We start from the raw sequence: 23,770 nt of genomic DNA, 5'->3' as shown, positions 1-23,770 counted from the left end.
CGATGACGGTCCTGCCCGTCGTGCTGCTGTCCGCGTGCGCGGTCGAACCGGGCATGCATATGAACCTCGCGCACGATGCGCCGCAGGATGGTGGTATCGCGACGCAGACATACGAAGGCGGCTTGACGGTATCGATGCAGCGCATCGTTGCGGCATCGCCCGGCCAACCGCAAAACGCGCCCGCTTCGCGTGAAGCGGCGGCGCGGGTGCCGATCGGGCCGATCGACGGCGAGCTGATCGCGGCCCAGCGGCGCGAGGCGCGCACACAGGATGAACGTACGCGCGCGGCGCTTTTTGCGGCGCCGGCGCCATACGCGATCGACGCGGGCGACGTGCTGCAGATCACCGTGTGGGACCACCCCGAACTGGCCGCAGCACAGGGCAACCCGGGCACGCAACAGGTGCGTGCTGCCGATCCGCCGGCGGGCTTCGTCGTCGATCAGGGCGGCAACCTGGCCTTTCCGTACGTGGGCGAACTGCATGTCGCCGGCATGAGCACGAGCGAGATTCAGTCCGCGCTTCGCGCGCGGCTGTCGAAGTGGTTCGTCGCGCCGCAGTTGACGGTGCGCGTCGCGTCGTATCGCGCGAATCGCGTCTACGTCGACGGCGAAGTGCGAGCACCGGGCGCACAACCGCTCAACGACACGCCGATGACGTTGCTCGAAGCCGTCACGCGCGCGGGCGGCTTCACGGCCGACGCCGATCAGAGCCGCATGACGCTCGTGCGCGACGGTGCCGCCTATCCGGTCGACCTGCCGGGGCTGATTCGCGAGCGCGTCGATCCGTCACGCATCGTGCTGCGCAACGGCGACCTGCTGCAGGTCGGCGCGCGCGACCAGTTCGGCGTGTACGTGATGGGTGAAGTCAACAAGCCGACGACGGCGCTGCCGCTGCGCAACGGCCGGCTCACGCTGGCCGACGCGCTGTCGCAAGCGGGCAGCGTGAACCAGGGTACGGCCGATCCGAAGCAAACCTACGTGATTCGCGCCGGCGCGGACCGGCAGGCGCAGGTGTTTCATCTGGATGGCAGCTCGCCGGTGTCGATGGTGCTCGCCAACGAGTTCGAGCTGCAGCCGCGCGACGTCGTGTACGTCGACAGCACGAAGCTGGCGCGCTTCGGCCGCGTGCTCGCGCAACTGCTTCCGGCCATCAACGCGGGCCTGACGGCGGCGATCGTCACGAAATGATGAAACGGATCCTGGTGGTGTGTACCGGCAACGTATGCCGCAGCCCGGCCGCGCAGGCGCTGTTGTCGCGCGTGCTGCCCGGTCGCACGGTGGAGTCGGCCGGCGTCGCGGCGATCGGCGGGACGCCGGTCGACCCTGTGATGAATGCGCTGTTGGTCGCGCGCGGCTTCGACCTGTCGGCGCATCGGGCACGACGCGTCGATGACCGGACCTGCCGGTGGGCCGACCTGATTCTGGTGATGGAGGTCGCGCATCGCGAACTGATCGAGCGGACCTTCCCGATGATGCGTGGCCGTGTGTATCGGTTGACCGAGCGCTACCGGACCGACGTTCCTGATCCGTACCGCCGAAGCCGCTACGTCTACGACTACGCGACGAAGCTGATCGAGCACGGCGTTGCCGATTGGGCCGCGCGGATCGCCACCTTCGAACCGAACCTGCAGCAGCACCCGGATACCGGCGCGGATGCGCCGTAACACTTGCAGTGAGCCTCAAATGAACGCATCGAACCCACGCCAATCCCATTTACGCGATGCCGATGAACTCGACGTGCGCGGCATCCTCGACGTGCTGATCCGGCATGCAGGCCGCATCGTCGCGGTCACGGCGGCGTGTGCCGCGCTCGGCGCCGGCTATGCGTTCGTCGCGAAGCCGGTCTACAAGGCAGACATTGCCGTGCAGGTGGAAAGCGGCGGCTCGGACCTGCGCAGCATGGCGGAGGGCGGGCTGGTCGGCGGCCTCGGCGCGCTGTTCGACGTGAAATCGACCGACGACGGCGAGATGGAAATCCTGCGCTCGCGGCTCGTGACCGAACCGGTCGTCGACGGTCAGCACCTGCACATCGAAGCGCGTCCGCGCCGCGTACCCGTGATCGGCTCCGCCGTTGCGCGCTTCAATCGCGGGCTGTCGACGCCCGGCCTGTTCGGGATCGGCGGGTTCGTCTGGGGCAACGAGCGTATCGATGTTCCGGCATTCGACGTGCCGCGCAGTTTCCAGAAACATGCGTTCATCGTCACGTCGCTGGGCGACGGGCGCTATCGCCTGTCCGGCGGCGATCTCGAGCGCGATGTGGAAGGCGCGATCGGCGAGCCGCTGCACGTGAAGACGGCCGCCGGCGACGTGACGCTGCGGGTGGCCGGCATCGAAGCCGAAGCGGGCGCGCAGTTCGTCGTGAAGGCGGATTCGAGGCAGGTCGTGCTCACCGAATTGCAGAAGAAACTGACGATAGCGAATCGCGGCAAGGATCAGTCCGGCGTGATCGGCGTGTCGTACGAAAGCCATGATCCGGAGCGCGCGGCCGCCGTGCTGAACGCGATCGCAGACAACTACGTGCGGCAGAACGCGAGCCGCAAGGCGGCTACCGCCGAGAAGTCGCTGGCGTTCCTGGGCGACCAGGTACCGACCGTGGAGCGTCAGTTGCGTGCGGCCGAAGATCGCCTCAATGCCTATCAGGCCCGCCATGAAATCGTGGATCTGAGCGAGCAGGCGAAGGCGATGCTGACGCAATCGACCGCCGCGCAGATGTCGCTGTTCGAGCTCGAACAGAAGCGGCTGGCGCTGGCGTCGACGCTGACGCCGGCGCACCCGGAGCGCGCGGCGGTCGACCGGCAGATCGCCGCCGCCAAGGCCCGGATCGGGACGATCAACGACACGATCCGGCGCTTGCCCGACGCGCAGCAGAACGTCGTACGCCTGCGCCGCGATGTGACCGTGCAAACGGAGATCTATGTCGGCTTGCTGAACAGCATCCAGCAGCTTCGCCTCGCGACCGCGAGCAAGATCGGCAACGTGCGCGTGATCGATCGCGCGATCGTGCCGGACGAGCCCGTGCGGCCAAAGCCGGCACTGGTCACGGTGATTGCGGCACTGATGGGGCTCGTGCTCGGCACGTGCGCCGTCATCGGCCGCGCGGTGCTGTTCGGCGGCGTGACCGATCCTGCGGAGATCGAGCGCGACACGAACCTGAACGTGATGGCGACGATTCCGCACAGCGTTGCGCAGCGCCGGCTCGCGCAGCGCGGCGCCGCGGCCGGCGGGGCGCCGGTCCTGGCGCTGGCGCGACCGAACGAACCCGCGGTCGAGGCGCTGCGGAGCCTGTGCACGGCGTTGCGGTTCCAGTTGATGGACCGGCCCGACGGCAACCGCGTGCTGGTCACGGGGCCGTCCGCGGGTGTCGGGAAATCGTTCGTGTCGGCCAACGTGGCCGCGCTGCTCGGGCAGTCGAACAAGCGGGTGTTGCTGATCGACGGCGACCTGCGTCGCGGCGAGCTGGCCAGGCGCTTCGGCATGCGGCCGGAGATCGGCCTGTCGACCGTCCTTCGCGGCGGCGCGGCCGCCGCCGACGCCATCGTGCGCGACGTCGCGCCGAACGTCGACCTGCTGCCGGCCGGCACGCATGCCGACCGGCCCGTCGAACTGCTGTCGTCCGATCGTCTGTCGGCGTTGCTGACGCACGTCGCACGCGATTACGACGTCGTGCTGCTCGACGCGCCGCCGCTGTTGCCGGTGACGGACGCCGTCGTCCTGGCCGCGCATGCGGACACGATCCTGCTCGCGGCACGTGCCGGCGTGACGACCTCGGGCGAACTGCTCGAAGCGGCGAAGCGGATCGAACGCGCCGGCGCGCGCGCGACCGCGGTCGTGTTCAACGGCTTCCGGCCGGGGCTGCGCTCCGCCCGGTACGGCAATTACGGCGCGTACGGGTATGACGACGCCGATTCGCAAACCGCTGCGGATCGCACGTGATCTGCCGACGGAGATTCCGATGACCCATCACCACGAAAACATCCTCGTTACGTTCGGCACCCGCCCGGAAGCCATCAAGATGGCGCCGCTCGTCCACGCGCTGCGGGCCCGCGACGGCGTGCGCTGCGGCGTCTGCGTGACGGCCCAGCATCGCCAGATGCTCGATCAGGTGCTCGACCTGTTCGGCATCGTGCCGGATTTCGATCTCGACCTGATGCGGGCAGGGCAGACGCTCGGCAGCTTGACCGGGCACATCCTCAATGCGCTCGACCCGGTGCTGGAATCGTTCCGGCCCGATCTCGTGCTCGTGCACGGCGATACGACCACGACGCTCGGCGCGACGCTCGCGGCGTACTACCGGCGCATTCCGGTCGGACACGTGGAAGCCGGGCTACGCACCGGCAACCTGTATTCACCATGGCCGGAAGAGGCGAACCGGAAGGTGACGGGCGCGCTCGCGCTGCATCACTTCGCACCCACCGAAACCTCACGGGCGAACCTGCTGGCCGAAGGCGTCGAAGCCGACCGCGTGCACGTGACCGGCAACACCGTGATCGACGCATTGCTCGCGATCACCGCGCGCCTCGAGCACGACCGGGCGCTGGTGCAGCAGATGCGCGAGCGGTTCCCGTTCGTCGACGACGCGCGGCGCATGATCCTCGTCACCGGCCATCGCCGCGAGAACTTCGGCCGCGGGTTCGAGCAGATCTGCGAAGCGATCGCGATCATCGCGAAGCGCTATCCGGAGTGCCGCATCGTCTACCCGATGCACCTGAATCCGAACGTGCGCGAACCCGTCACGCGGCTGCTCGGCGACATCGGCAACGTCGTGCTGATCGAGCCGCAGGAGTACTTGCCGTTCGTCTATCTGATGAGCCGCGCGTGGTTGATCCTGACCGACTCCGGCGGGATCCAGGAGGAGGCGCCGTCGCTCGGCAAGCCGGTGCTCGTGATGCGCGACACCACCGAACGGCCGGAAGCCGTCGCGGCCGGCACGGTGAGACTGGTCGGCACCGAAGTCGAGCGGCTGGTCGGCGCGGTGGTCGAGCTGTGGGATGACGACGCTGCCTATCGCGCGATGAGCCGCGCGCACAACCCGTACGGCGACGGCCGTGCAAGCGAGCGGATTGCGGATCTGCTGGTCTCGCCGCCGATCCTGACGCAGGGGCCGGCATACCTGGCCGGCTCGCCCTGCTGAATCCCCCGACGTCTGGAGAACCTCATTCATGTCATTCGAAACCATTTCCGTCATCGGGCTGGGCTATATCGGCCTGCCCACCGCGGCGGCCTTTGCCGCGCGCCGTAAAAGCGTGGTCGGCGTCGACGTGTCGCAGCATGCGGTCGACACGATCAATCGCGGCGAGATCCATATCGTCGAGCCCGAACTGGACATGCTCGTGCATGCCGCAGTGACGCAAGGCTACCTGCGCGCGACGGCAACGCCCGAGCCGGCCGATGCGTTCCTGATCGCGGTGCCTACACCGTTTGCCGAGGGCAACAAGCCGGACCTGACCTATATCGAGGCCGCATGCCGATCGATCGCGCCGGTGCTGAAGAAGGGCGACCTGGTGGTGCTGGAGTCGACTTCGCCGGTCGGCGCGACCGAAAAAATTGCCGCGTGGCTCGCGGCGCAACGCCCGGACCTGACCTTTCCGCAACAGGCCGGCGAGCGCTCGGACATCCGTATCGCGCATTGCCCCGAGCGCGTGCTGCCGGGCCATGTCGTGCGCGAACTCGTGGAGAACGACCGCGTGATCGGCGGGATGACGCGCAGATGCGGCACGCGTGCGCAGGAGCTGTACGAGGTGTTCGTGCGCGGCGAGTGCATCCTGACCGATGCGCGTACTGCCGAAATGTGCAAGCTGACCGAGAACGCGTTTCGCGACGTGAACATCGCGTTCGCGAACGAGCTGTCGGTGATTTGCGACCAACTGGACATCAACGTGTGGGAACTGATTCGGCTGGCGAACCGCCATCCGCGCGTCAGCGTGCTGCAGCCGGGGCCGGGCGTGGGCGGCCATTGCATCGCGGTCGATCCGTGGTTCATCGTCGATTCCGCGCCGGAGCACGCGCGTCTGATCCGCACCGCGCGCAACGTGAACGACGACAAGCCGCATTTCGTCTACGAGCGCGTGCGGCAGGCGGCGAGCCGGTTCCGCGAGCCCGTGATCGCGTGTCTCGGGCTCGCGTTCAAGGCGGACATCGACGATCTGCGCGAGAGCCCGGCGATGGAGATCGTCGAAGCGCTGGCGCAGAACGCCGGTGCGACGCTGCTGGTCGTCGAACCCAACATCGCCGCGCTGCCCGAATCGCTCGAGGCGAAGGCCCGGCTGTGCGGTCTGAACACCGCGCTGGCCGAAGCCGACGTGATCGTGATCCTCGTCGATCATGCGCCGTTCCGGCGCATGGACCCGGTGCGGCTGCAGACCAAGGTCGTGATCGACACGCGCGGCGTGCTGGCGCGCGGGTAACGGGCGCGCAACAGTCATGCTGCGAAATGCCGACGCCAAAAAGCTGCTGGGCCGTCTCGAGGCGCTTGTCTGTACCGGCGCGCCAGGCCTCTATCGCGTGCTGACGTTCTGGGTCGTCCAGCGGATCTATTCGCTGGACGAGCTTGGGGCTGCGGCGTCCAACCTGGCGATTGCACAGATGATCGGTTTCTTCACGGCCATCGGCTGGGCGACGCTGATTCTGGTACGCGTACCGGCGAGCGACGGGAAGCAGGCGGCGCGTGGCGCGTTTTACTCGCTGGTGTCGATGGCGGGATGGACCGCCGTGGCCGCCACGCTCGCATGCGTGCTGGTGTCCGCGACAGGCCTCGTCGCGTTCGACCTCGGCGGCGTGGTCGCGCTGATGTGGGGCTGGACCGTGTATCAGCTCGCGCGACATTTCTTCGTGTCGTACCGCCGCTACCGGATCACGATCGCGTTCGACTGCCTGCTGATCGCGGGCTCGTGCGCGATGCTGTGGATCGGCATGCGCCACGGCTATTCCGCGTCGCCGTGCCTGGCGGTTGCGCTGGTCGTGGTGGCCGTCGCGATGTTCGCCGCGATCGGCGCGCCCGATCGTCGCGCGTTCTCGCTGCGCATCGACGTGAAGGGGCTGCAGTTCGGGCTGACCAATTTCCTGTCCGGCGGCATCGCGCTGGCGACCGTACCGATGGCGAAGGCGATGTGCGGTGCGTCGTTCGCGGGGATGCTGTCGTTGTTTTCTTCGGTGACCGCGATCGGCAACCTGCTGCCGCGCGCCATTTCGATCGCGCAATTGCCGGACCTCGTGAAGCGGAAGAAGGACAAGGCGCCGCTCGATGCGACGCTGGGCGCGATGCGGCGCAATATCGACCTGTCGAATCTGGTCGTACTTGTCGCGAACCTTGCGATGGTGGCGGGGCTGACCTGGCGCTACGGGCTCGATGGTGATAGCGTGTACATGGTGCTCGCGGGCGGCGTGCTGCTGGCGATCCAGTGCGCGGCCGGCGTGCATGGCGTCGTCGGCAGCAACGTGATGATGGCGTTCGAGCAGAGCGCGGTCACCGCGCGGATCAACATCGTTACATCGGCGCTGTTCGTTGCACTGCTCGGCGGTTGCATCGCCATCGGCGGCGAAACCGGGTTCTTCTGCATGCTGGCGTCCGCGGTGATCGTGACGTTGATCCGGAACGCGATCGTCGTGACGCATGCACAGCGGGTATGCGCGGCTTATGCGGAATCGATCCGGGCGTTGGACGTCGCCGATATGAAAGCGATGCCGGCGGCGTCGGGAGCGCGTCCGTGAATGCGGCCGCTCGATTCCCGGCGATCGTGCCGCATCGTCGATCGCGCGTGGCCGACCTGGGCGCCGGACTGCTGGCGCTCGCCTACTTCGTCTTCTGCGTCAGCGACACGCTGCTCACGCTCGACGACGATCGTTCGCAGGTCGTAAAGATGGGCGCGTTCGGCCTCGTGTTCGCGGCGATCCTGCTGCGCCCGCGCTTTCACCGGCTGGCCGTCGTCGCGCTCCCCATTGCCGTGTCGCTCTGCATCGGAATGCTGCTGTCGTTCAACGTCCATGCCGGGATCGAGGAACTCGTCCGCTTCCCGTTTCCGGTCGTGATCACGGTGGCGATCTTCCCGTACCGCGACCGGCTCGACGTGCTGGTCAGGACGTTCATCGGCGTGGTTGTGAGCAACGACCTGTTCCAGCTGTATTTCTACGTGTCGTATGCGACCGGGTTGCCGCTGTTCATGCCGGTGAGGATCGACTCGGGATTGTTCCTGCGCGCGCAGGGGTGGATGGGATTCTTTTCGGAGTTCAGCTTCATCAATCTCTGCGCGTTTCTGCTGTGCCGCTGGTACTGGTCCGGCCGTCGGGCGGCGATCGCGTCGTGGGGTTTCCTGTTCTTCGCGTTGCTCGGCTTCTCGTTCAAGCTGTTCGCGGTGCTGGCGCTCTATCCGTTCGTGAGGAACGTCAGGGACGTGCGCGCGTGGCTGGCCACTGCCGGCATCGCCGGCACGATGCTCGTGCTGACTGCGATGGGCGTGCTGGATTCGCTGCTGAAGGTCGGCATGGCGAAGATCCTGTTCTACGTCGTCGCGGGCAATTCGGCGCGCGCCGAATCCTATCGCGTGATGTTCGAGTCGATCCGCAACGGCAATCTGCTCGGCGAAGGCCTGGGCAGCTTCGGCGGCCCGGCATCGGTGAAGTTCTCGTCGCCGCTCTACCAGCTCTATCACTTCGACTGGTACGGGCTCGGCGGGCTGTTGAAGACCACCGACACGTTCTACCCGCACCTGTTCGTCGAGATGGGCGCGTTCGGCGCGCTCGCGTGGCTGGTGTTCGTGCTGGGATACGGGCAAGGGCGGCGCAAGCCGGCTGTCTGGTTCTACATCGTCGGCGCGTTCTGCTTCGACAACCTGTTCTCGATGGCATTTGTGTCGCCGTCTTACGTATTTTCCGCGCTGCTGGCGATGTATGCGTTTTCGTGGGGGCGGACGCGCGTCGGCCCGGCGCATCGCGGCGGGGCGGTGGAGGTTCGCTCATGAAAATTCTCGTCGTTACGAACATGTATCTCGGCAGCAACCGTGCGAACCCCTGGCAAGGCGTGTTCGTGACCGAGCAGGTCGACGCGCTGCGGCGTTCCGGCGGCTGCACGGTCGATGTGCTCGTCATCGACGGGCATCGCGACAAGCATGAATACCTGCGCTCGATCTGGCAGGTCTGGAAGACCGCTCGTGCGGGCCGGTACGACGTCGTGCATTACCACTTCGGCCTGAGCGCGTGTTCCGCACCGCTGGTCCGGCTGTTGACGAAAGCACGGATTGTCATCACGTTCCACGGCACGGACATCCTGGGTCCGCTCTGGATGCGCGCGGTGTCGAAATCGATGGCGTGCTTCGCGCATGCGTGCATCGGCGTGAGTGCGGAAATTTCAGCACGTCTGATCCGGCTGCGCTGCCGCTGCGCGACGATTCCGTGTGCTGTCAACGAGACGGTCTTCGCCGAGGATCGAGACGATGCGCTCGTGAAATCCGCCGTGCCGATCGTTGTCTTCCCGTCGTCGCCGAAGCGTCCGGAGAAGAACTATCCGCTGTTTTCGCAGGTGCTGCGGCAGCTTGCGGAACAACACGGCATCCGGGTGCAGGAGCGGCATATCGACGGTCTCGATCGCGGCGAGGTGCGCGACCTGCTGGCGCATGCCGCGTGCCTGCTGATGACGTCGACCCGGGAAGGGTCGCCGCAATCGGTCAAGGAAGCGATGGCGCTCGATCTGCCGGTCGTATCGGTCGATGTCGGCAACGTGCGGCAACTGCTCGATGGCGTGTCGCCGGGCATGGTGGTGTTCGACCACGACGCGGGCCGTCTGACGAACGAGCTTGCCGATGTGTTGAAGGCCGGCGCGCGATCCAATGGGCGCGAGAAGCTTGCGGCGCTCGGTTACTTCTCCGCCGATGTGTCGGCGAAGTTGAAGGCGCTGTATGCGTTGCTGCATGGGTCGTCGAGATTTTCCAACGATATTCCGGATGCCGAAAAAAATGATAGCGAGGCCTTGCAATGAATCGCGCTGAAATCTTTTCATGCCCGATCGATCTGATGTCGATGAACGATACGGTGGACTGGATCGGCGCGAGAGTCGAGAAACGGCAATTCACGCAGCACGTCGTCGTCAACGTCGCGAAGATCGTCAACCTGCAGCGCGATGCGGAACTCGCCGCGTCGGTCCGGGAATGCGACATCGTCAATGTCGACGGCATGGGCGTCGTCTGGGGCGCGCGGCTGCTCGGCATCCCGGTGCCGGAACGCGTCGCGGGCGTGGATCTGTTCGATCGGCTGTTGGCGCTGGCCGAAGCGAAAGGGCTGCCGGTCTATCTGCTCGGCGCGACGCCGGAGGTCGTCGAGCGGGTCGTCGCGGTGACGGCGGCGTGCTATCCGCGGCTGCCGGTCGCCGGATATCACCACGGCTATTTCTGGGACGACGAACAGGCGGTCGTGGACGATATCCGCCGGTCGGGTGCGCGGCTGCTGTTCGTCGCGATCACGTCGCCGCGCAAGGAAAACTTCATCAATCGCTGGAAATCGCAGTTGGGCGTCGATTTCGTGATGGGCGTGGGCGGGACGTTCGACGTGGTGGCGGGGAAGGTCAAGCGGGCGCCGCCGTGGATGCAGCGAAGTGGGCTGGAGTGGGCGTTTCGCGTGATCCAGGAGCCGGGGCGGATGTGGAAGCGCTATCTGTCGACCAACAGCCGGTTCCTGGCGATGCTGGCGCGCGCGTATGTGTCGCGGTTGATTCGGCGAAAAAGAGAGCGGAATGCGCGGTAGATTCGCTGTCGCCGCATGCGTGCTCGTCGCATCGGTTTGTCACGCGGGCGCGGAAGGCGGCAAGCATGACGATGCGCGCATTTATCGGTCGGACTGGGCGAGCGGCATCGATTCGCGGCTTCGTTTGCAGGAGCCGGCGGTGCAGAACATCGGCACCGCCGAAATTTCCGGTATTCACGGCACGCTGTTGAGGGTGACGATGAACCGCTCGCAGGACTTCAGCAGCGTGGCGAGCGGCACGCCACGTTCCGAGATCAGCTTCTCTCCGGTGTTTCGCTTCGTCAACGGTCGCGACTACGAGGTGCGCTGGTCGACGGTCATTCCCGCCGACTACCGGTTCGATTCCAGACAGCCGGAACTCGTCGCGCAGTTGCATCAGGGCGGCAGCGACGGATCCCCGCCGTTTGCGTTGCTGCTGAATAACGGGAAGTACGAAGTCGATGTGCGTGGCGCGCCGGGCATGCCGGGCCGATCCATTGCGTTTGGCGATCCGTCGGCGGATCGCGGGAAACGGGTCTGGTGGGTGCTGCGGTATCGACCGGACGATCGAGGCGTCGACGCGCTGACCGGTGTTTTCCGGAACGGCGAACGCGTCGTGCATGTTACGGGCGTACCGAACGCGTATCCGAACGATCGCGACGCCTACTTCAAGCTCGGCCTCTACAAATGGTGGTGGAAGACCCGCCCGTCCGATGTGACCGAGCGAACGATATATTACGGCGACATCGAGATGAAGGCACTACGTGAGATGGCCCGATGAGCGGAGCCGGACCGGGCGGATGCGATGCCGGTTCGACGGATGCGTGACGCCGGTGCGCGCCGTGCCTCCACCGGGCCCGCCTCACCCGTTGCGGAAAATCTCCGCATACGCGCTCAACGCCGGCACCCCACCCAAGTGCGCATACAGCACCTTCGACCCCGGCTCGAATTCCCCGCGCCGCACCTTGTCGATCATCCCGTGCATCGATTTGCCTTCGTACACGGGATCGGTCAGCACGCCTTCGAGCCGTGCGCACAGCCGGATCGCCTCGAGCGTGCCGTCGTTCGGCAGCCCATATTCGGGGCCTGCATAACGCGTGTCGAGCACGACGTCCTGCTCGTCGATGCGACGCCCGAGCTCGACGATTTCAGCCGTATGCCGCGCGATGCGCGTGATCTGCGCATGCGTCTTCTCCGGCGTCGCGGATGCGTCGATCCCGATCACGCGATCCGCGCGCCCGTCGGCCGCGAAGCCGACGACCATGCCGGCCTGCGTGCTGCCCGTCACCGAGCACACGACGATGTAGTCGAACTTGAAACCGAGTTCGGCTTCCTGCGCGCGCACTTCTTCCGCGAAGCCGACGAACCCGAGCCCGCCGAGCGGATGCTCGGAGCACCCGGCCGGAACCGGATACGGCTTGCCGCCCGCCTGTCGCACGCTCTCCATCGCTTCTTCCCAACTGCGGCGGATGCCGATGTCGAAGCCGTCGGCAACGAGCCGCACGTCGGCGCCCATCATGCGCGACAGCTGGATGTTGCCGATCCGGTCGTACACGGGGTCTTCATAGTTGACCCAGTGCTCCTGCACGAGCACGCATTTCATGCCGAGATGCGCGGCAACGGCCGCGACCTGGCGCGTCTGGTTCGACTGGACGCCGCCGATCGATACGAGCGTGTCCGCGCCCTGCGCGAGCGCATCGGGGATCAGGTATTCGAGCTTGCGCGTCTTGTTGCCGCCGAACGCGAGGCCGCTGTTGCAGTCCTCGCGCTTCGCATACAGATCGACCTTGCCGCCGAGGTGCGCGCTCAGGCGCTTGAGCGGCTGGATGGGCGTGGGGCCGAACGTCAGCGGGTAACGGGGGAAGCGTTGCAGGTTCATCGATTCTTGTCTCCGGAAAGGCGGGGTTGGCGCGGGCATCGGTGCGCTCGGGAGGGGCCGGCACGCGGTGTCCCGATGGAAAAATGATAGGCAAGCACGCGCGAAATGAGCTTGCGAAATAAATATCGTCGGCCTACGTTGATAACGAATCCAGCGTTAATCAAGCAATTCGAGTTCTGAAAAATCGAGGAAGACGCAATGAAATTAAGTGGAAGACCGGCGACGCCTGTCGATGCCGCGCCCGCGCTCGATCGCATCGATCGCATCGATCGCGCGATCCTCAGGCAGCTTCAGCAGGACGCGTCGATCTCGAACGTGAGCCTCGCCGCGAAGGTGAAGCTGAGCGCGCCGGCGTGCCTGCGGCGCGTCGAACGGCTCAAGGAAATGGGGATGATTCGCGGGATCGTCGCGCTGCTCGACCCGAAGCCGCTCGGGGCCGGCATGCTGGTCGTGATCGGCTTCGTGCTCGATCGCTCGACGCCGGAAGCGTTCGCCGCGTTCGAGAAGGCCGCGCAGAAGGTTTCGGGGTGTGTCGAATGTCACGTCGTAACGGGCGAGTTCGACTATTTCATGCTGGTGCGCACACGCGACAACGAGAGCTTCAACCGGCTGCACGCGGAGCAACTGATCTACCTGCCGGGCGTGCGGCAGGTGCGGTCGTTCATGGTGCTCAAGGAGATATTGTCGACGCATGCGCTGCCGGTGTAGCGCGGAGCGTCGTCGATTCCCATCGGCCTAGGCTATGCCGTTTGGCTAATTGAAAATTCCCGTTTGGGTGTATACAATGAGAATTCAAATTAGCCCATTTGGGAATCGCCATGACAGCAACCACACCTGCGGCCCGTCAGCCTGCCAAGCGGGCTGCCGCATCCCGCGCCGCGACGCCGGCGGGCGGCTCGAACGGTTTGGGCGCCGGCAAGGGCGATTTCGACACCTTTGGCCGGATGGCGCCGATGTTGCAGCGGCGCGCGATCGCGGAGGGTTTCGACGCGGTCATCATCGAGCGCGTCGCGCGCGAGTTGCTCGGCGTGCCGGTTCAGTCCCTCTTGAGCGCGCTGAGCCTGCCCAGCTCGACCATTCTGCGGAAAATCGCCAAACACGACCGGTTGTCGCAAGGCGAGTCCGATCGCGTTGCGCGCGTGCTCTACGTACTGGATCTCGCCACCGATCTGTTTGAGGACAGCGAGCGCGCAGCGGCGTGGATGAGCCGGGCGAACGCAGAGCTCGACGGTTTGAAGCCGCTCGAAGTGCTCGATGTACAGCCCGGCTACGACCGGGTGCGCGACATTCTGAACCGTGCCCAGTTCGGGGTCGGCGCGTGAGGTTGTATCGTCTCGCGAAAGAACGAAAGGGGCACTACCTGGCCGACGACCTGAGCGGGAACGGCGCGGCGATCGCCGGTGGCCGCTGGAATCCTCGCGGCATGCGGGTGCTATACACCTGCTGCCATGCGTCGACGTCGTTGCTCGAGTTACTCGTCCATATGTCCGGCTTGCTTCCCGCTGGCGGATTTTTTTTAGTGACGCTGGAAGTGCCCGACACCGTTTATGACAACGCGTACCAGCCGGACCTGCCGGACGATTGGGCCGTACTGTCGCAGGATCCGGAGTCGACCGCGCGGATCGGGCAGGTCTGGCTTGAAGCGGGCGAGCAGTTGGCGATGCGCGTACCGTCGGTCGTCTGCCCGACCGACTTCAACTTGCTGCTGAACCCGCTGCATGCGGATTTTGCTTCGAGAGTGAAAGTGATCGGCAAAGAAGCGTTCGCGCTGGATCCGCGCCTCTTTGGCTAGTCGGCCGTATTGTTTTGGTTAACGAACAGTCGTCGGCTGCTGCGCGGTCGCGTCGCCCGATCAGCGCTGCCATGGCGCGACGCCTGGATATGCCGACTTGCCGAGACGCTCTCGCGCGTCGCGCACGATAGTCGCATCGAGTTCTCCATCATCCGCCAGCGCCTTCAGCGCGGCGAGCACGATGCTCGCGCGATCGACCTCGAAGAACGCGCGCAGCGCGTCGCGCGTGTCGCTGCGCCCGAACCCGTCGGTGCCGAGCGTCACGTAGCGGCGCGGTACGTACGCGCGGATCAGTTCGGGCACCGCGCGCACATAGTCGGTCGCGGCGACGACGGGGCCCCGCGTCGCCGCAAGCATTCGTGTGACGTACGGATCGGCTGCAGGCGCACCGAGCCGCGACAGCCGCTCGGCTTCCATCCCGTCACGCTGCAGTTCGGTGAAACTCGTGACGCTCCATACGGCCGCGTCGATGCCCCAGTCGTCCTTCAGCATCCGCTGCGCGGCGAGCGCTTCGCCGAGGATGGCGCCCGAGCCGAGCAATTGCACGCGTGCCGTCGCGTTCGAACCGGACGGCAGCCGGTGCATGCCCTTCAGGATGCCCTCGCGCCGCGCGGCCGGATCGTCGTCGGGCATCGACGGCTGCGCGTAGTTCTCGTTCATGACGGTCACGTAATAGAACACGTCGCGCTGCTGCTCGACCATCTCGCGCATGCCCGCATCGACGATCGTCGCGACTTCGTACGCGAACGCCGGATCGTACGCGCGGCAGTTCGGGATCGTCGACGCGGCGAGGTGGCTGCTGCCGTCCTGGTGCTGCAGGCCCTCGCCGCCGAGCGTCGTGCGCCCGGACGTCGCGCCGATCAGGAAGCCGCGCGAGCGCTGGTCGGCGGCGGCCCAGATCAGGTCGCCGATGCGCTGGAAGCCGAACATCGAGTAGTAGATGTAGAACGGCAGCATCGGCAGGTCGTGCACGCTGTACGACGTCGCGGCGGCGATCCACGACGAGATCGCGCCCGCTTCCGAAATGCCTTCCTCGAGGATCTGGCCGCGCGTGTCCTCGCGGTAGTAGAGCATCGAGCCGAGGTCTTCCGGCTCGTAGCGCTGGCCGAGCGGCGAGTAGATGCCGACCTGCCGGAACAGGCTGGCCATGCCGAACGTGCGCGCTTCGTCGGCCACGATCGGCACGACGCGCGAACCGATGTCGCGATCCTTGATCAACGCGGCGAGCATGCGCACGAGCGCCATCGTCGTCGACATCTCGCGGCCGGCCGCGTCCAGCGCGAACGCTCCCCAGGCCGGCATCGAAGGGACGGTCAGCCCCTTCGATGCCGCTGTCCGCCTTCTGGGCAGATAGCCTCCCAGGGCAGCCCGGCGGGCATGCAGGTAACGCATTTCCGGGCTGTCTTCCGCTGGCTTGTAAAACTTCAACTGCTCGACGTCGCTGTCCGACAGCGGCAACCGGAAGCGGTCGCGGAACGCCTTCAGATCGTCGACGTCGAGCTTCTTCTGCTGATGGGTCGTCATCCGGCCTTGGCCGGCCGTGCCCATCCCATAACCCTTCATCGTCTTCGCGAGGATCACGGTCGGCTGGCCGCGGTGCGCGAGCGCGCGCGCATACGCGGCGTGCAGCTTGCGCGCGTCGTGGCCGCCGCGGCGCAGGCGGTCGATCTCCGCATCGGTGAGCTGTGCGGCGAGCGCTTCGAGCGCGGGATCCTGGCTGAAGAAGCGCGCGCGGTTGTATGCGCCGTCGTTCGCGGAGAAGGTCTGGAACTGCCCGTCGACCGTATTGGCGAACGCGCGTGCGAGCGCGCCCGCGTGATCGCGCGCGAACAGCGGATCCCAGTCGGAGCCCCACAGCACCTTGATCGTGTTCCAGCCGGCGCCCGCGAATTGCGCCTCGAGTTCGTCGATCACGTGGCCGTTGCCGCGCACCGGGCCGTCGAGCCGCTGCAGGTTGCAGTTGATCACGAACACGAGATTGTCGAGCCCCTCGCGAGCGGCGAGCGACAGCGCGCCGAGCGATTCGGGTTCGTCCATCTCGCCGTCGCCGAAGAAGCCCCACACGGTGCGGCCCGCGGTGTTCGCGAGGCCGCGATGCTGCAGGTAGCGCATGAAGCGCGCCTGGTAGATCGCGTTGATCGGGCCGATCCCCATCGAGCCGGTCGGGAATTGCCAGAAATCGGGCATCAGCCACGGATGCGGATACGAGCACAGGCCCGGGCCGGCGATTTCGCGGCGGTAATGCTTCAGGTGGTCCTCGGTGAGGAAGCCTTCGAGATACGCGCGCGCATAGACGCCCGGCGACGAATGCGGCTGGAAGTACACGAGATCGCCGCCGGCCGTGCCGGGTGCGTCGCCGGCCGCGGTCGCCGCCGCGCGGAAGAAGTGGTTGAAGCCGGTTTCGAACAGGTCGGACGCCGACGCATAGCTCGCGATGTGGCCGCCGAGTTCGCCGTACGCGCGGTTCGCGCGCACGACCATCGCGAGCGCATTCCAGCGCAACGCGGCCGACAGCCGTTCCTCGAGGTCGAGGTCGCCCGGATACGGCGGCTGCTCGGCTGGCGGAATCGTGTTCAGGTAGCGCGTGACGGGCGCGCGCTGCGACGCGAGGCCGGTTGCGCGCGCATGCTCGGCGAGCCGGTCGAACAGGTATTGCGCGCGGTCGCGGCCGACGTGCGCGACCACCGCGTCGAGCGCCTCGAGCCATTCGGCGGTTTCTTCCGGGTCTGCATCGGCGCGCGCGAGGGCCGCGCGCTGCGCGTGTTCGATACCGTTCGACAGATCCGTCATATGAGTCTCCCACGCGCCGGCGGCGGCACGCATCAATGGGACTCATGCTACGCGCCGATTCACAGAATATGCGTCTGATTTCATTGGGAATTTGTTTATGGATAGTGTAAATATTCCGGAATCGTCGCGAGAGAAGGAATATTCGAACCATGAGCACCTCCCCGAAGCGGCTCGACCGCATCGACATCGGCATCCTGAACCAGCTTCAGCAGAACGCGCGGATCACGAACGCGGAACTGGCGCGCGCGGTGAACCTGTCGACCACGCCGTGCTTCAACCGCGTGCGCGCGCTGGAGAAGCTCGGGCTGTTCCGGCAGCAGGTCACGCTGCTCGATCCCGAGCCGCTCGGGCTGCGGATCAACGTGTTCATCCAGGTCAGCCTCGAGAAGCAGGTCGAGGACGCGCTGCAGCGTTTCGAGGAAGCGATCTCGCAGCGGCCCGAGGTGATGGAGTGCTATTTGATGTCGGGCGACGCCGACTATCTGCTGCGCGTCGTGATGCCCGACATGCGCACGCTCGAGCGCTTCATCATCGAGCGGCTGACGACGATTCCCGGCGTGTCGAACATCCGGTCGAGCTTCGCGCTGAAGCAGGTGCGCTACAAGACCGCGCTGCCGCTGCCGGCGGCGGGGCTCACGCTCGTCGATCCGGACGAGTCGGCGTCCGACTGGAGCTGAGCGCGACGCCTGCCAGCCTGTCCGTTGGCCGACATGACGATGACGAAACGGTGACAGCCGCCGCGCGGCGCGGCGACGGATCGAACCAATCGCGTGCGTGCGCCTCATACGGCAGTCGGCCCGGTTGCACCGTCGCGACGCGGCGCGGGCCAGTCGCGTATGCTCGTCCGGTGGGCGATGCGTGCGAACGCACGGCCGGTTCATGCATGTCTCTATCAATCAACGAGTGAGGGCGTGATGGCAAGACAGACGATGGCGGAATACCTGGCGAAGACGCTGGCGGCGGCGGGCGTCGAGCGCATCTGGGGCGTGACGGGCGACAGCCTGAACGGCCTGTCGTTCAGCCTGGCCCAGATCGGGGCGATCCGCTGGATGCACACGCGGCACGAGGAAAGCGCCGCGTTCGCGGCCGGCGCGGATGCCGCGTCGACCGGGCGGCTCGCGGTGTGCGCGGGCAGCTGCGGCCCCGGCAACCTGCACCTGATCAACGGGCTGTACGACTGCCACCGCAATCACCAGCCGGTGCTCGCGATCGCCGCGCACATCCCGTCGACCGAAATCGGGCTCGGCTACTTCCAGGAAACCCATCCGCAGGAACTGTTCCGCGAGTGCAGCCACTTCGCGGAGCTCGTGACGAATGCGTCGCAGTTCCCGCGCGTGCTCGCGCGCGCAATGCGCACCGCGATCGAGGAGCGCGGCGTCGCGGTGATCGTGCTGCCGGGCGACATCGCGCTCGGCGACGGCCCGGAAGAAGCGCCGGCGTGGAGCGAATCGGCGCCGCCGTCGATCCTGCCTGCCGATGCCGATCTCGACCGGCTCGCGGCCTTGCTGAACGGCTCCGACGCGGTCACGCTGCTGTGCGGCAGCGGCACGCAGGGCGCGCACGACGAAGTGGTCGCGCTGGCCGACACGCTCGGCGCGCCGGTCGTGCATGCGCTGCGCGGCAAGCAGTTCGTCGAATGGGACAACCCGTTCGATGTCGGGATGACCGGGCTGATCGGCTTCAGCTCCGGTTATCACGCGATGGAATCGTGCGACACGCTGCTGATGCTCGGCACGGATTTCCCGTACCGGCCGTTCTATCCGTCGAACGCGAAGGTCGCGCAGATCGACTGGAAGGGCTCGCAGCTCGGCCACCGCGCGCCGCTCGCGCTCGGCCTCGTCGGCACCGTGAAGGAGACCATCGCCGCGCTGCTGCCACGCCTCACGCGCAAGACCCAGCGGCGCTTCCTCGAGAATGCGCTGAAGCATTACGCCGCCGCGCGCAAGGGGCTCGACGATCTCGCGGTGGCCGAGCCGCCAGGCCGCGCGATCCATCCGCAATACCTGACGAAGATCGTCGACGAAGTCGCGGCCGACGATGCGATCTTCACGGCCGACGTCGGCACGCCGACGCTGTGGGCCGCGCGCTACCTGACGATGAACGGCAAGCGGCAACTGCACGGCTCGTTCAATCACGGCTCGATGGCGAACGCGATGCCGCAGGCGCTCGGCGCGCAGGGTGCGCATCCGGGGCGGCAGGTGGTGTCGCTGTCCGGCGACGGCGGGCTGTCGATGCTGCTCGGCGATCTGCTGAGCGCGCGGCAGCTCAACCTGCCGATCAAGATCGTCGTGTACAACAACAGCCTGCTCGGCTTCGTGTCGATGGAGCTGAAGGCGGCCGGCTATCTCGACACCAACGTCGACCTGAGCCCGACCGATTTCGCGGCGATCGCGAAGGGCGCGGGCATCTTCAGCGTGCGCGTCGAGCATTCGGAGAACGTCGAGGAAGCGCTGCGCACGGCGTTCGCGCATGACGGGCCGGCGGTGGTCGACGTCGTCACGTCGAAATACGAACTCGCGATGCCGCCGAAGATCGAGCTCGCGCATGCGAAGGGCTTCAGCCTGTTCATGCTGCGCGCGATCCTGAGCGGGCGCGGCGACGAGATCGTCGAGCTGGCGAGAACCAACCTGAGGTGACCTCGCGCCGCGCGTGACGCGGCGTGCGGCGCGCGCGCCCCGCCGGTCGTGCCCGAGGCCGTGCTGTACCGCCCGTTCGCGCGCGGCCGATCCGGCGCCCGTGCCCGTCGGCGCCGATTCGGCGCAGGCCCGGGCGCGCGGCGGCGCGGGATATTAGGGACAATCTTCACGTCGCCTTAAGTTTTCGTTTCCTAGAATCGATTGGATCGTCGCTCTTCCTGCGGCGGACCGGATCGTCCAGGAGGATGCCCATGCAAAAGCCCCGTGTCGCCGTTGCCCTGCCTCGCGAAGTCATCGGCACGTCAACGCTGAAGGCAAAACAGATCGAGGCCGGCCAATGATCTGGCCGAACGCGTGGCGTGTCTCGGCACTGTTCGTGCGCGAGTGGGTCGGCCGCCCGGCCGCGGTGGGCGCGTTGTGTCCGAGTTCGCGGCATCTGGCGCGCGAGATGGCCGGTGCGGTGCCGGACGGCGACGGGCTGGTCGTCGAACTCGGCGGCGGCACCGGCGCGATCACCGCGGCGTTGCTCGAACGCGGCGTCGCGCCACGGCGCCTCGTCGTGGTCGAGCGTTCGCCGGCGTTCGTGCAGCACCTGCGGCGACGCTTTCCGGACGTCTCGATCGTATGGGGCGATGCGCGGCAGCTCGAACGGCTGCTGCCGCCCGCCGCGCGGGTCGATGCGATCGTGTCGTGCCTGCCGTTGCGTACGCTGCCGCGCGAGGACGTGACGGCCATCGTCGAGCAATGCCATCGCGTGCTGTCGGCCGACGGCGTGATGATTCAATTCACGTACGACCTGCGCTCGCCAGGCCGTCATCCGCTGGGCGATTCGGCATTCGTTGCCTGCGGCAGCCGTATCGTCTGGGCAAATATTCCGCCTGCGCGCATCGTGACCGTGCGCGGCGCCGCCACCGAACACGCCGGTTGACGCGGCCGCGCGCAGGGCGCCAGGACACGGCGCCGCGCCGGTTGCTTTCATAATTCATACCGATCCTTCCAATTTCCATTCATCTTGCCGTCACATCAGGTTCCTACCATCGCCTTTCATTTCGAAAGCAGCAACACCGGGGGAACCGGCAACATGAATCGAATCAAAATGGCGGCGCTGCTGTGTGCCGGCGCCTTTGCGCTTGCCGGATGCAACAGCGACGACGGCCCGACCAGCTCGACGCCCGCGCCCGTGCAGGCGGCGCGCAACGTGATCTTTTTCCTCGGCGACGGCATGGGGATGACGACGCTGACGGCCGCGCGCATCTATGCGGTCGGTGAAGACGGCGCGCTCACGATCGACACGCTGCCCGAATCCGCGTTCGTGAAGACCTATTCCAACGATGCGCAGGTGACGGACAGCGCGCCGTCGATGTCGGCGTACATGACCGGCGTCAAGACCAACAACGAAGTGATTTCGATGTCGCCCGACACGAAGGCGATCGAGCCGACCGCCGGCCTCACCGGCAACTGCGGCGCGAACAACGGCAAATCGGTGTCGACGCTGCTCGAGATCGCGAAGGCGAAAGGGATGGCCACCGGTGTCGTGACGACCACGCGCGTCACGCACGCGACGCCCGCCGCGACCTATGCGCACGTGTGCCATCGCGATGCCGAGAACGACATCGCGGCCCAGCTCGTGCCGGGCGGCGCGGGCTACAACGGCGCGCTCGGCAACGGCGTCGACGTCGTGCTCGGCGGCGGCATGCAATTCTTCGTACCGAAGGACGGCGGCGGCAAGCGCACCGACGGACGCAACCTGGTCAACGAACTGAAGGCCAAGGGCTACGCGTTCGCGCAGAACCGCGACGACCTGCTGGCCGCCGATGCGACGAAGAGCGGGAAGCTGGTCGGCCTGTTTTCGTCGAGCCACATGAGCTACGACCTCGACCGCGGCGCGACCAGGGAACCGAGCCTTGCCGACATGGCGACGCGCGCGCTCGACGTGCTGCAGAACAACCCGAACGGCTATTTCCTGATGGTCGAGGGCGGCCGGATCGATCACGCGCTGCACGACACCAACGCGAAGCGCGCGCTGCAGGACACGGTCGCGTTCGACAACGCGATCAAGGCGACGCTCGACAAGGTGCGCAAGACCGATCCCGACCTGAAGAACACGCTGATCGTCGTCACGGCCGATCACGATCACACGCTGGTGCTGAACGGTTATGCGGCGCGCACCGGCAAGACCGAATCGGGCAAGCCCGGCGTGCTGGGCGTGCTGCGCAGCTACCAGACGGGCGCGGTCGCGAAGGACGCGGACGGCGCGCCGTACACGATCATCGGCTTCGGCAACGGCGAGAACCGCGTGCAGGGCAGCCGTGCGGGCACCGCGCTCACCGATGCGGTGACGGGCGCCGACGATTATCGCCAGGAGGCGGCCGTGCGGATGGACAAGGGCAGCGAGACGCACGGCGGCACGGATGTGTTCCTCGGTGCGATTGGCCGCGGCGCGGATGCGTTCCACGGCGTGATCGAGAACAACAAGGTCTTCGAGCTGGTGCGCAACGCGGTGCAGCTTTGAGCGCCGACAACACGGGTACAGGGGAATACAGGATGTCGACCATCAAGTGCATCGCGGCGGCGCTGGCCGTCGCGGGTTTCGCGTGCGGCCCGGCGCAGGCCGCCGGCCAGGCGAAGAACGTGATTTTCTTTCTCGGCGACGGCATGGGGCCGACGACCGTGACGGCGAGCCGGATCTACAAGGTCGGCGAGTCGGGGCAACTGACGATGGAGAAGCTGGCCCGCACCGCGCGCGTCAAGACCTTCTCGAACGACGCGCAGACGACCGACAGCGCACCGTCGATGGCCGCGTACATGACCGGCGTGAAGATGAACAACGAAGTGCTGTCGATGTCGTCCGACACGCGCGCGGTCGCGCCGGGCAGCGATGTCAACGGCAACAAGACCGTCAACCACTGCGCGTCGGGCAACGGCCAGCCGGTCGCGACGCTGCTGGAACTGGCGAAGGCGCGCGGCAAGGCGGTCGGCGCGATCACGACGACCGAGCTCACGCACGCGACGCCCGCCGCGACCTATTCGCACATCTGCCATCGCGACGCGCAGTACGACATCGCCGCGCAAGCGGCGCCGGGCGGTGCCGGCTACAACGCGGCGCTCGGCGACGGCGTCGACGTGCTGATGGGCGGCGGCCGCAATCACTGGACGCCGTTCGATCCGGTCGCGAACAAGCGCGGCCGCGCGGACGGGCGCAACCTGCTCGACGAGATGAAGGCGAAGGGCTACACGGTCGTGGCTACGAAGGATCAGCTCGCTCAAGCCGGCAACGGCAAGCTGGTCGGTCTCTTCAGTTCGACGAGCCATCTCGAGTACGAGCTGGACCGCGTCGCGGGCAAGGGCGAAGGGCCTTCGCAGCCGAGCCTCGCGGACATGACGTCGAAGGCGATCGACGTGCTGTCGAAGAACTCGAACGGCTATTTCCTGATGGTCGAAGGCGGCCGGATCGATCATGCGCTGCACGGCACCAACGCGAAGCGCGCGCTCGAGGATACGGCGGCATTCGATGAAGCGATCCGCGTCGCGCTGTCGAAGGTCGACCTGTCGAATACGCTGATCGTCGTGACGGCCGACCACGACCACACGATGACGATCAACGGCTATTCGAAGCGCGGCAATCCGATTCTCGACATCAGCCGCAACTATCGCGACGGCCAGCCGAGCAGGGATGCCGACGGCAATACCTACACGACGCTGGTGTTCGGCAATGGCGCGAACCGGCCGAACGTGCGCGCGTCGGTCGATTCGGCCACGGCGATGAACGAGGCGTACCTGCAGGAAGTCGGCGTGCGGATGGGCAGTGCGGGCTCCGAGACGCACGGCGGCGGCGACGTGATGCTGTTTGCCGACGGCGCGGATGCGAAGGCGTTCAAGGGCACGATCGACAACACGAAGGTGTTCGGCCTCGTGCGATCGGCGTTCGGTTTCTGAGGCCGGCGACTTCATGATGATGAACGGGAAC

General features: G+C 66.6%; 20 protein-coding genes. 18 read left to right on the top strand and 2 right to left on the bottom strand.

Features of this window, described 5'->3' with window-relative positions; all coding sequences use genetic code 11:
* The first annotated feature begins 2 nt into the window (after window positions 1–2).
* Genes AC3WLY_RS02525 through AC3WLY_RS02480 form a run of 10 tightly spaced genes read left to right on the top strand, consistent with a single transcriptional unit; the run spans window position 3 to window position 11,487 of the window.
* On the top strand, window positions 3–1,187 hold the full coding sequence (locus AC3WLY_RS02525; protein ID WP_492310198.1) for a polysaccharide biosynthesis/export family protein: 1,185 nt from the start codon (window positions 3–5) through the stop codon (window positions 1,185–1,187).
* Window positions 1,184–1,663 carry a low molecular weight protein-tyrosine-phosphatase gene (locus tag AC3WLY_RS02520; RefSeq protein ID WP_175960304.1) on the top strand — a complete coding sequence of 160 codons (480 nt, stop codon included), beginning with the start codon at window positions 1,184–1,186 and terminating at the stop codon, window positions 1,661–1,663. Before AC3WLY_RS02525 ends, AC3WLY_RS02520 begins: the two co-directional genes overlap by 4 nt.
* 19 nt (window positions 1,664–1,682) lie before the next feature.
* Complete coding sequence (locus AC3WLY_RS02515; RefSeq protein ID WP_492310197.1) at window positions 1,683–3,932, top strand: polysaccharide biosynthesis tyrosine autokinase; 2,250 nt, start codon at window positions 1,683–1,685, stop codon at window positions 3,930–3,932.
* A 19-nt stretch (window positions 3,933–3,951) separates the two neighbouring features.
* Window positions 3,952–5,130, top strand: coding sequence for a non-hydrolyzing UDP-N-acetylglucosamine 2-epimerase (gene wecB, locus AC3WLY_RS02510; protein WP_492310196.1), 1,179 nt, complete (start codon window positions 3,952–3,954; stop codon window positions 5,128–5,130).
* A gap of 28 nt (window positions 5,131–5,158) precedes the next feature.
* Window positions 5,159–6,403 (top strand): UDP-N-acetyl-D-mannosamine dehydrogenase, encoded by a 1,245-nt coding sequence (gene wecC, locus AC3WLY_RS02505; RefSeq protein WP_175960310.1) that lies wholly within the window; start codon window positions 5,159–5,161, stop codon window positions 6,401–6,403.
* A 16-nt stretch (window positions 6,404–6,419) separates the two neighbouring features.
* The gene (locus tag AC3WLY_RS02500) at window positions 6,420–7,706 is read left to right on the top strand and encodes a hypothetical protein (protein ID WP_492310195.1); all 1,287 of its coding nucleotides are present in this window, start codon (window positions 6,420–6,422) and stop codon (window positions 7,704–7,706) included.
* Between the two features lie 47 nt (window positions 7,707–7,753).
* Window positions 7,754–8,953: a hypothetical protein gene (locus AC3WLY_RS02495; protein ID WP_492310194.1), complete on the top strand. Its 1,200-nt coding sequence runs from the start codon at window positions 7,754–7,756 to the stop codon at window positions 8,951–8,953.
* Window positions 8,950–9,966 carry a glycosyltransferase family 4 protein gene (locus tag AC3WLY_RS02490; protein WP_492310193.1) on the top strand — a complete coding sequence of 339 codons (1,017 nt, stop codon included), beginning with the start codon at window positions 8,950–8,952 and terminating at the stop codon, window positions 9,964–9,966. Before AC3WLY_RS02495 ends, AC3WLY_RS02490 begins: the two co-directional genes overlap by 4 nt.
* Complete coding sequence (locus AC3WLY_RS02485; protein WP_492310192.1) at window positions 9,963–10,727, top strand: WecB/TagA/CpsF family glycosyltransferase; 765 nt, start codon at window positions 9,963–9,965, stop codon at window positions 10,725–10,727. Before AC3WLY_RS02490 ends, AC3WLY_RS02485 begins: the two co-directional genes overlap by 4 nt.
* Before the next feature lie 19 nt (window positions 10,728–10,746).
* Window positions 10,747–11,487 (top strand): heparin lyase I family protein, encoded by a 741-nt coding sequence (locus tag AC3WLY_RS02480; RefSeq protein ID WP_492310191.1) that lies wholly within the window; start codon window positions 10,747–10,749, stop codon window positions 11,485–11,487.
* A gap of 81 nt (window positions 11,488–11,568) precedes the next feature.
* Here the strand turns inward: AC3WLY_RS02480 and AC3WLY_RS02475 are convergent, their stop codons facing one another.
* Window positions 11,569–12,585, bottom strand: coding sequence for a 1-aminocyclopropane-1-carboxylate deaminase (locus tag AC3WLY_RS02475; RefSeq protein WP_492310190.1), 1,017 nt, complete (start codon window positions 12,583–12,585; stop codon window positions 11,569–11,571).
* A 198-nt stretch (window positions 12,586–12,783) separates the two neighbouring features.
* Here AC3WLY_RS02475 and AC3WLY_RS02470 point away from each other — a divergent pair, with 198 nt between their 5' ends.
* The 3 genes from AC3WLY_RS02470 to AC3WLY_RS02460 all read left to right on the top strand — a co-directional run bounded on the left by AC3WLY_RS02470 (window position 12,784) and on the right by AC3WLY_RS02460 (window position 14,377).
* Window positions 12,784–13,293 (top strand): Lrp/AsnC family transcriptional regulator, encoded by a 510-nt coding sequence (locus tag AC3WLY_RS02470; protein WP_492310189.1) that lies wholly within the window; start codon window positions 12,784–12,786, stop codon window positions 13,291–13,293.
* Window positions 13,294–13,403: 110 nt separating this feature from the next.
* Window positions 13,404–13,907 carry an Xre family toxin-antitoxin system antitoxin gene (locus AC3WLY_RS02465; protein WP_263343568.1) on the top strand — a complete coding sequence of 168 codons (504 nt, stop codon included), beginning with the start codon at window positions 13,404–13,406 and terminating at the stop codon, window positions 13,905–13,907.
* A complete protein-coding gene (locus AC3WLY_RS02460) occupies window positions 13,904–14,377 on the top strand; it encodes an RES family NAD+ phosphorylase (protein ID WP_310130601.1) in 474 nt (157 codons plus the stop codon). The genes AC3WLY_RS02465 and AC3WLY_RS02460 overlap by 4 nt, the downstream gene beginning before the upstream one ends.
* A 60-nt stretch (window positions 14,378–14,437) precedes the next feature.
* Here the strand turns inward: AC3WLY_RS02460 and mdeB are convergent, their stop codons facing one another.
* On the bottom strand, window positions 14,438–17,167 hold the full coding sequence (mdeB, locus tag AC3WLY_RS02455) for an alpha-ketoglutarate dehydrogenase (protein ID WP_492310188.1): 2,730 nt from the start codon (window positions 17,165–17,167) through the stop codon (window positions 14,438–14,440).
* Between the two features lie 149 nt (window positions 17,168–17,316).
* On the opposite strand from mdeB, the gene AC3WLY_RS02450 reads away from it, so the two are divergent.
* From AC3WLY_RS02450 to AC3WLY_RS02430, 5 genes are all read left to right on the top strand, one after another.
* Entirely contained in the window at window positions 17,317–17,844 is a 528-nt protein-coding gene (locus tag AC3WLY_RS02450) for an Lrp/AsnC family transcriptional regulator (protein ID WP_047901851.1), read from the top strand.
* A 237-nt stretch (window positions 17,845–18,081) separates the two neighbouring features.
* Window positions 18,082–19,803 (top strand): ubiquinone-dependent pyruvate dehydrogenase, encoded by a 1,722-nt coding sequence (gene poxB / locus AC3WLY_RS02445; RefSeq protein ID WP_175960327.1) that lies wholly within the window; start codon window positions 18,082–18,084, stop codon window positions 19,801–19,803.
* A gap of 337 nt (window positions 19,804–20,140) precedes the next feature.
* Window positions 20,141–20,731 (top strand): class I SAM-dependent methyltransferase, encoded by a 591-nt coding sequence (locus AC3WLY_RS02440; protein ID WP_347065285.1) that lies wholly within the window; start codon window positions 20,141–20,143, stop codon window positions 20,729–20,731.
* 153 nt (window positions 20,732–20,884) lie between these two features.
* Complete coding sequence (locus tag AC3WLY_RS02435; RefSeq protein WP_492310187.1) at window positions 20,885–22,315, top strand: alkaline phosphatase; 1,431 nt, start codon at window positions 20,885–20,887, stop codon at window positions 22,313–22,315.
* 32 nt (window positions 22,316–22,347) lie between these two features.
* Window positions 22,348–23,739 carry an alkaline phosphatase gene (locus AC3WLY_RS02430; protein WP_492310186.1) on the top strand — a complete coding sequence of 464 codons (1,392 nt, stop codon included), beginning with the start codon at window positions 22,348–22,350 and terminating at the stop codon, window positions 23,737–23,739.
* Window positions 23,740–23,770 lie beyond the last annotated feature (31 nt).

It is taken from the genome of Burkholderia sp. FW306-1C-G01B, assembly GCF_058781685.1.
This window is presented reverse-complemented; position numbering and strand designations above follow the sequence as displayed.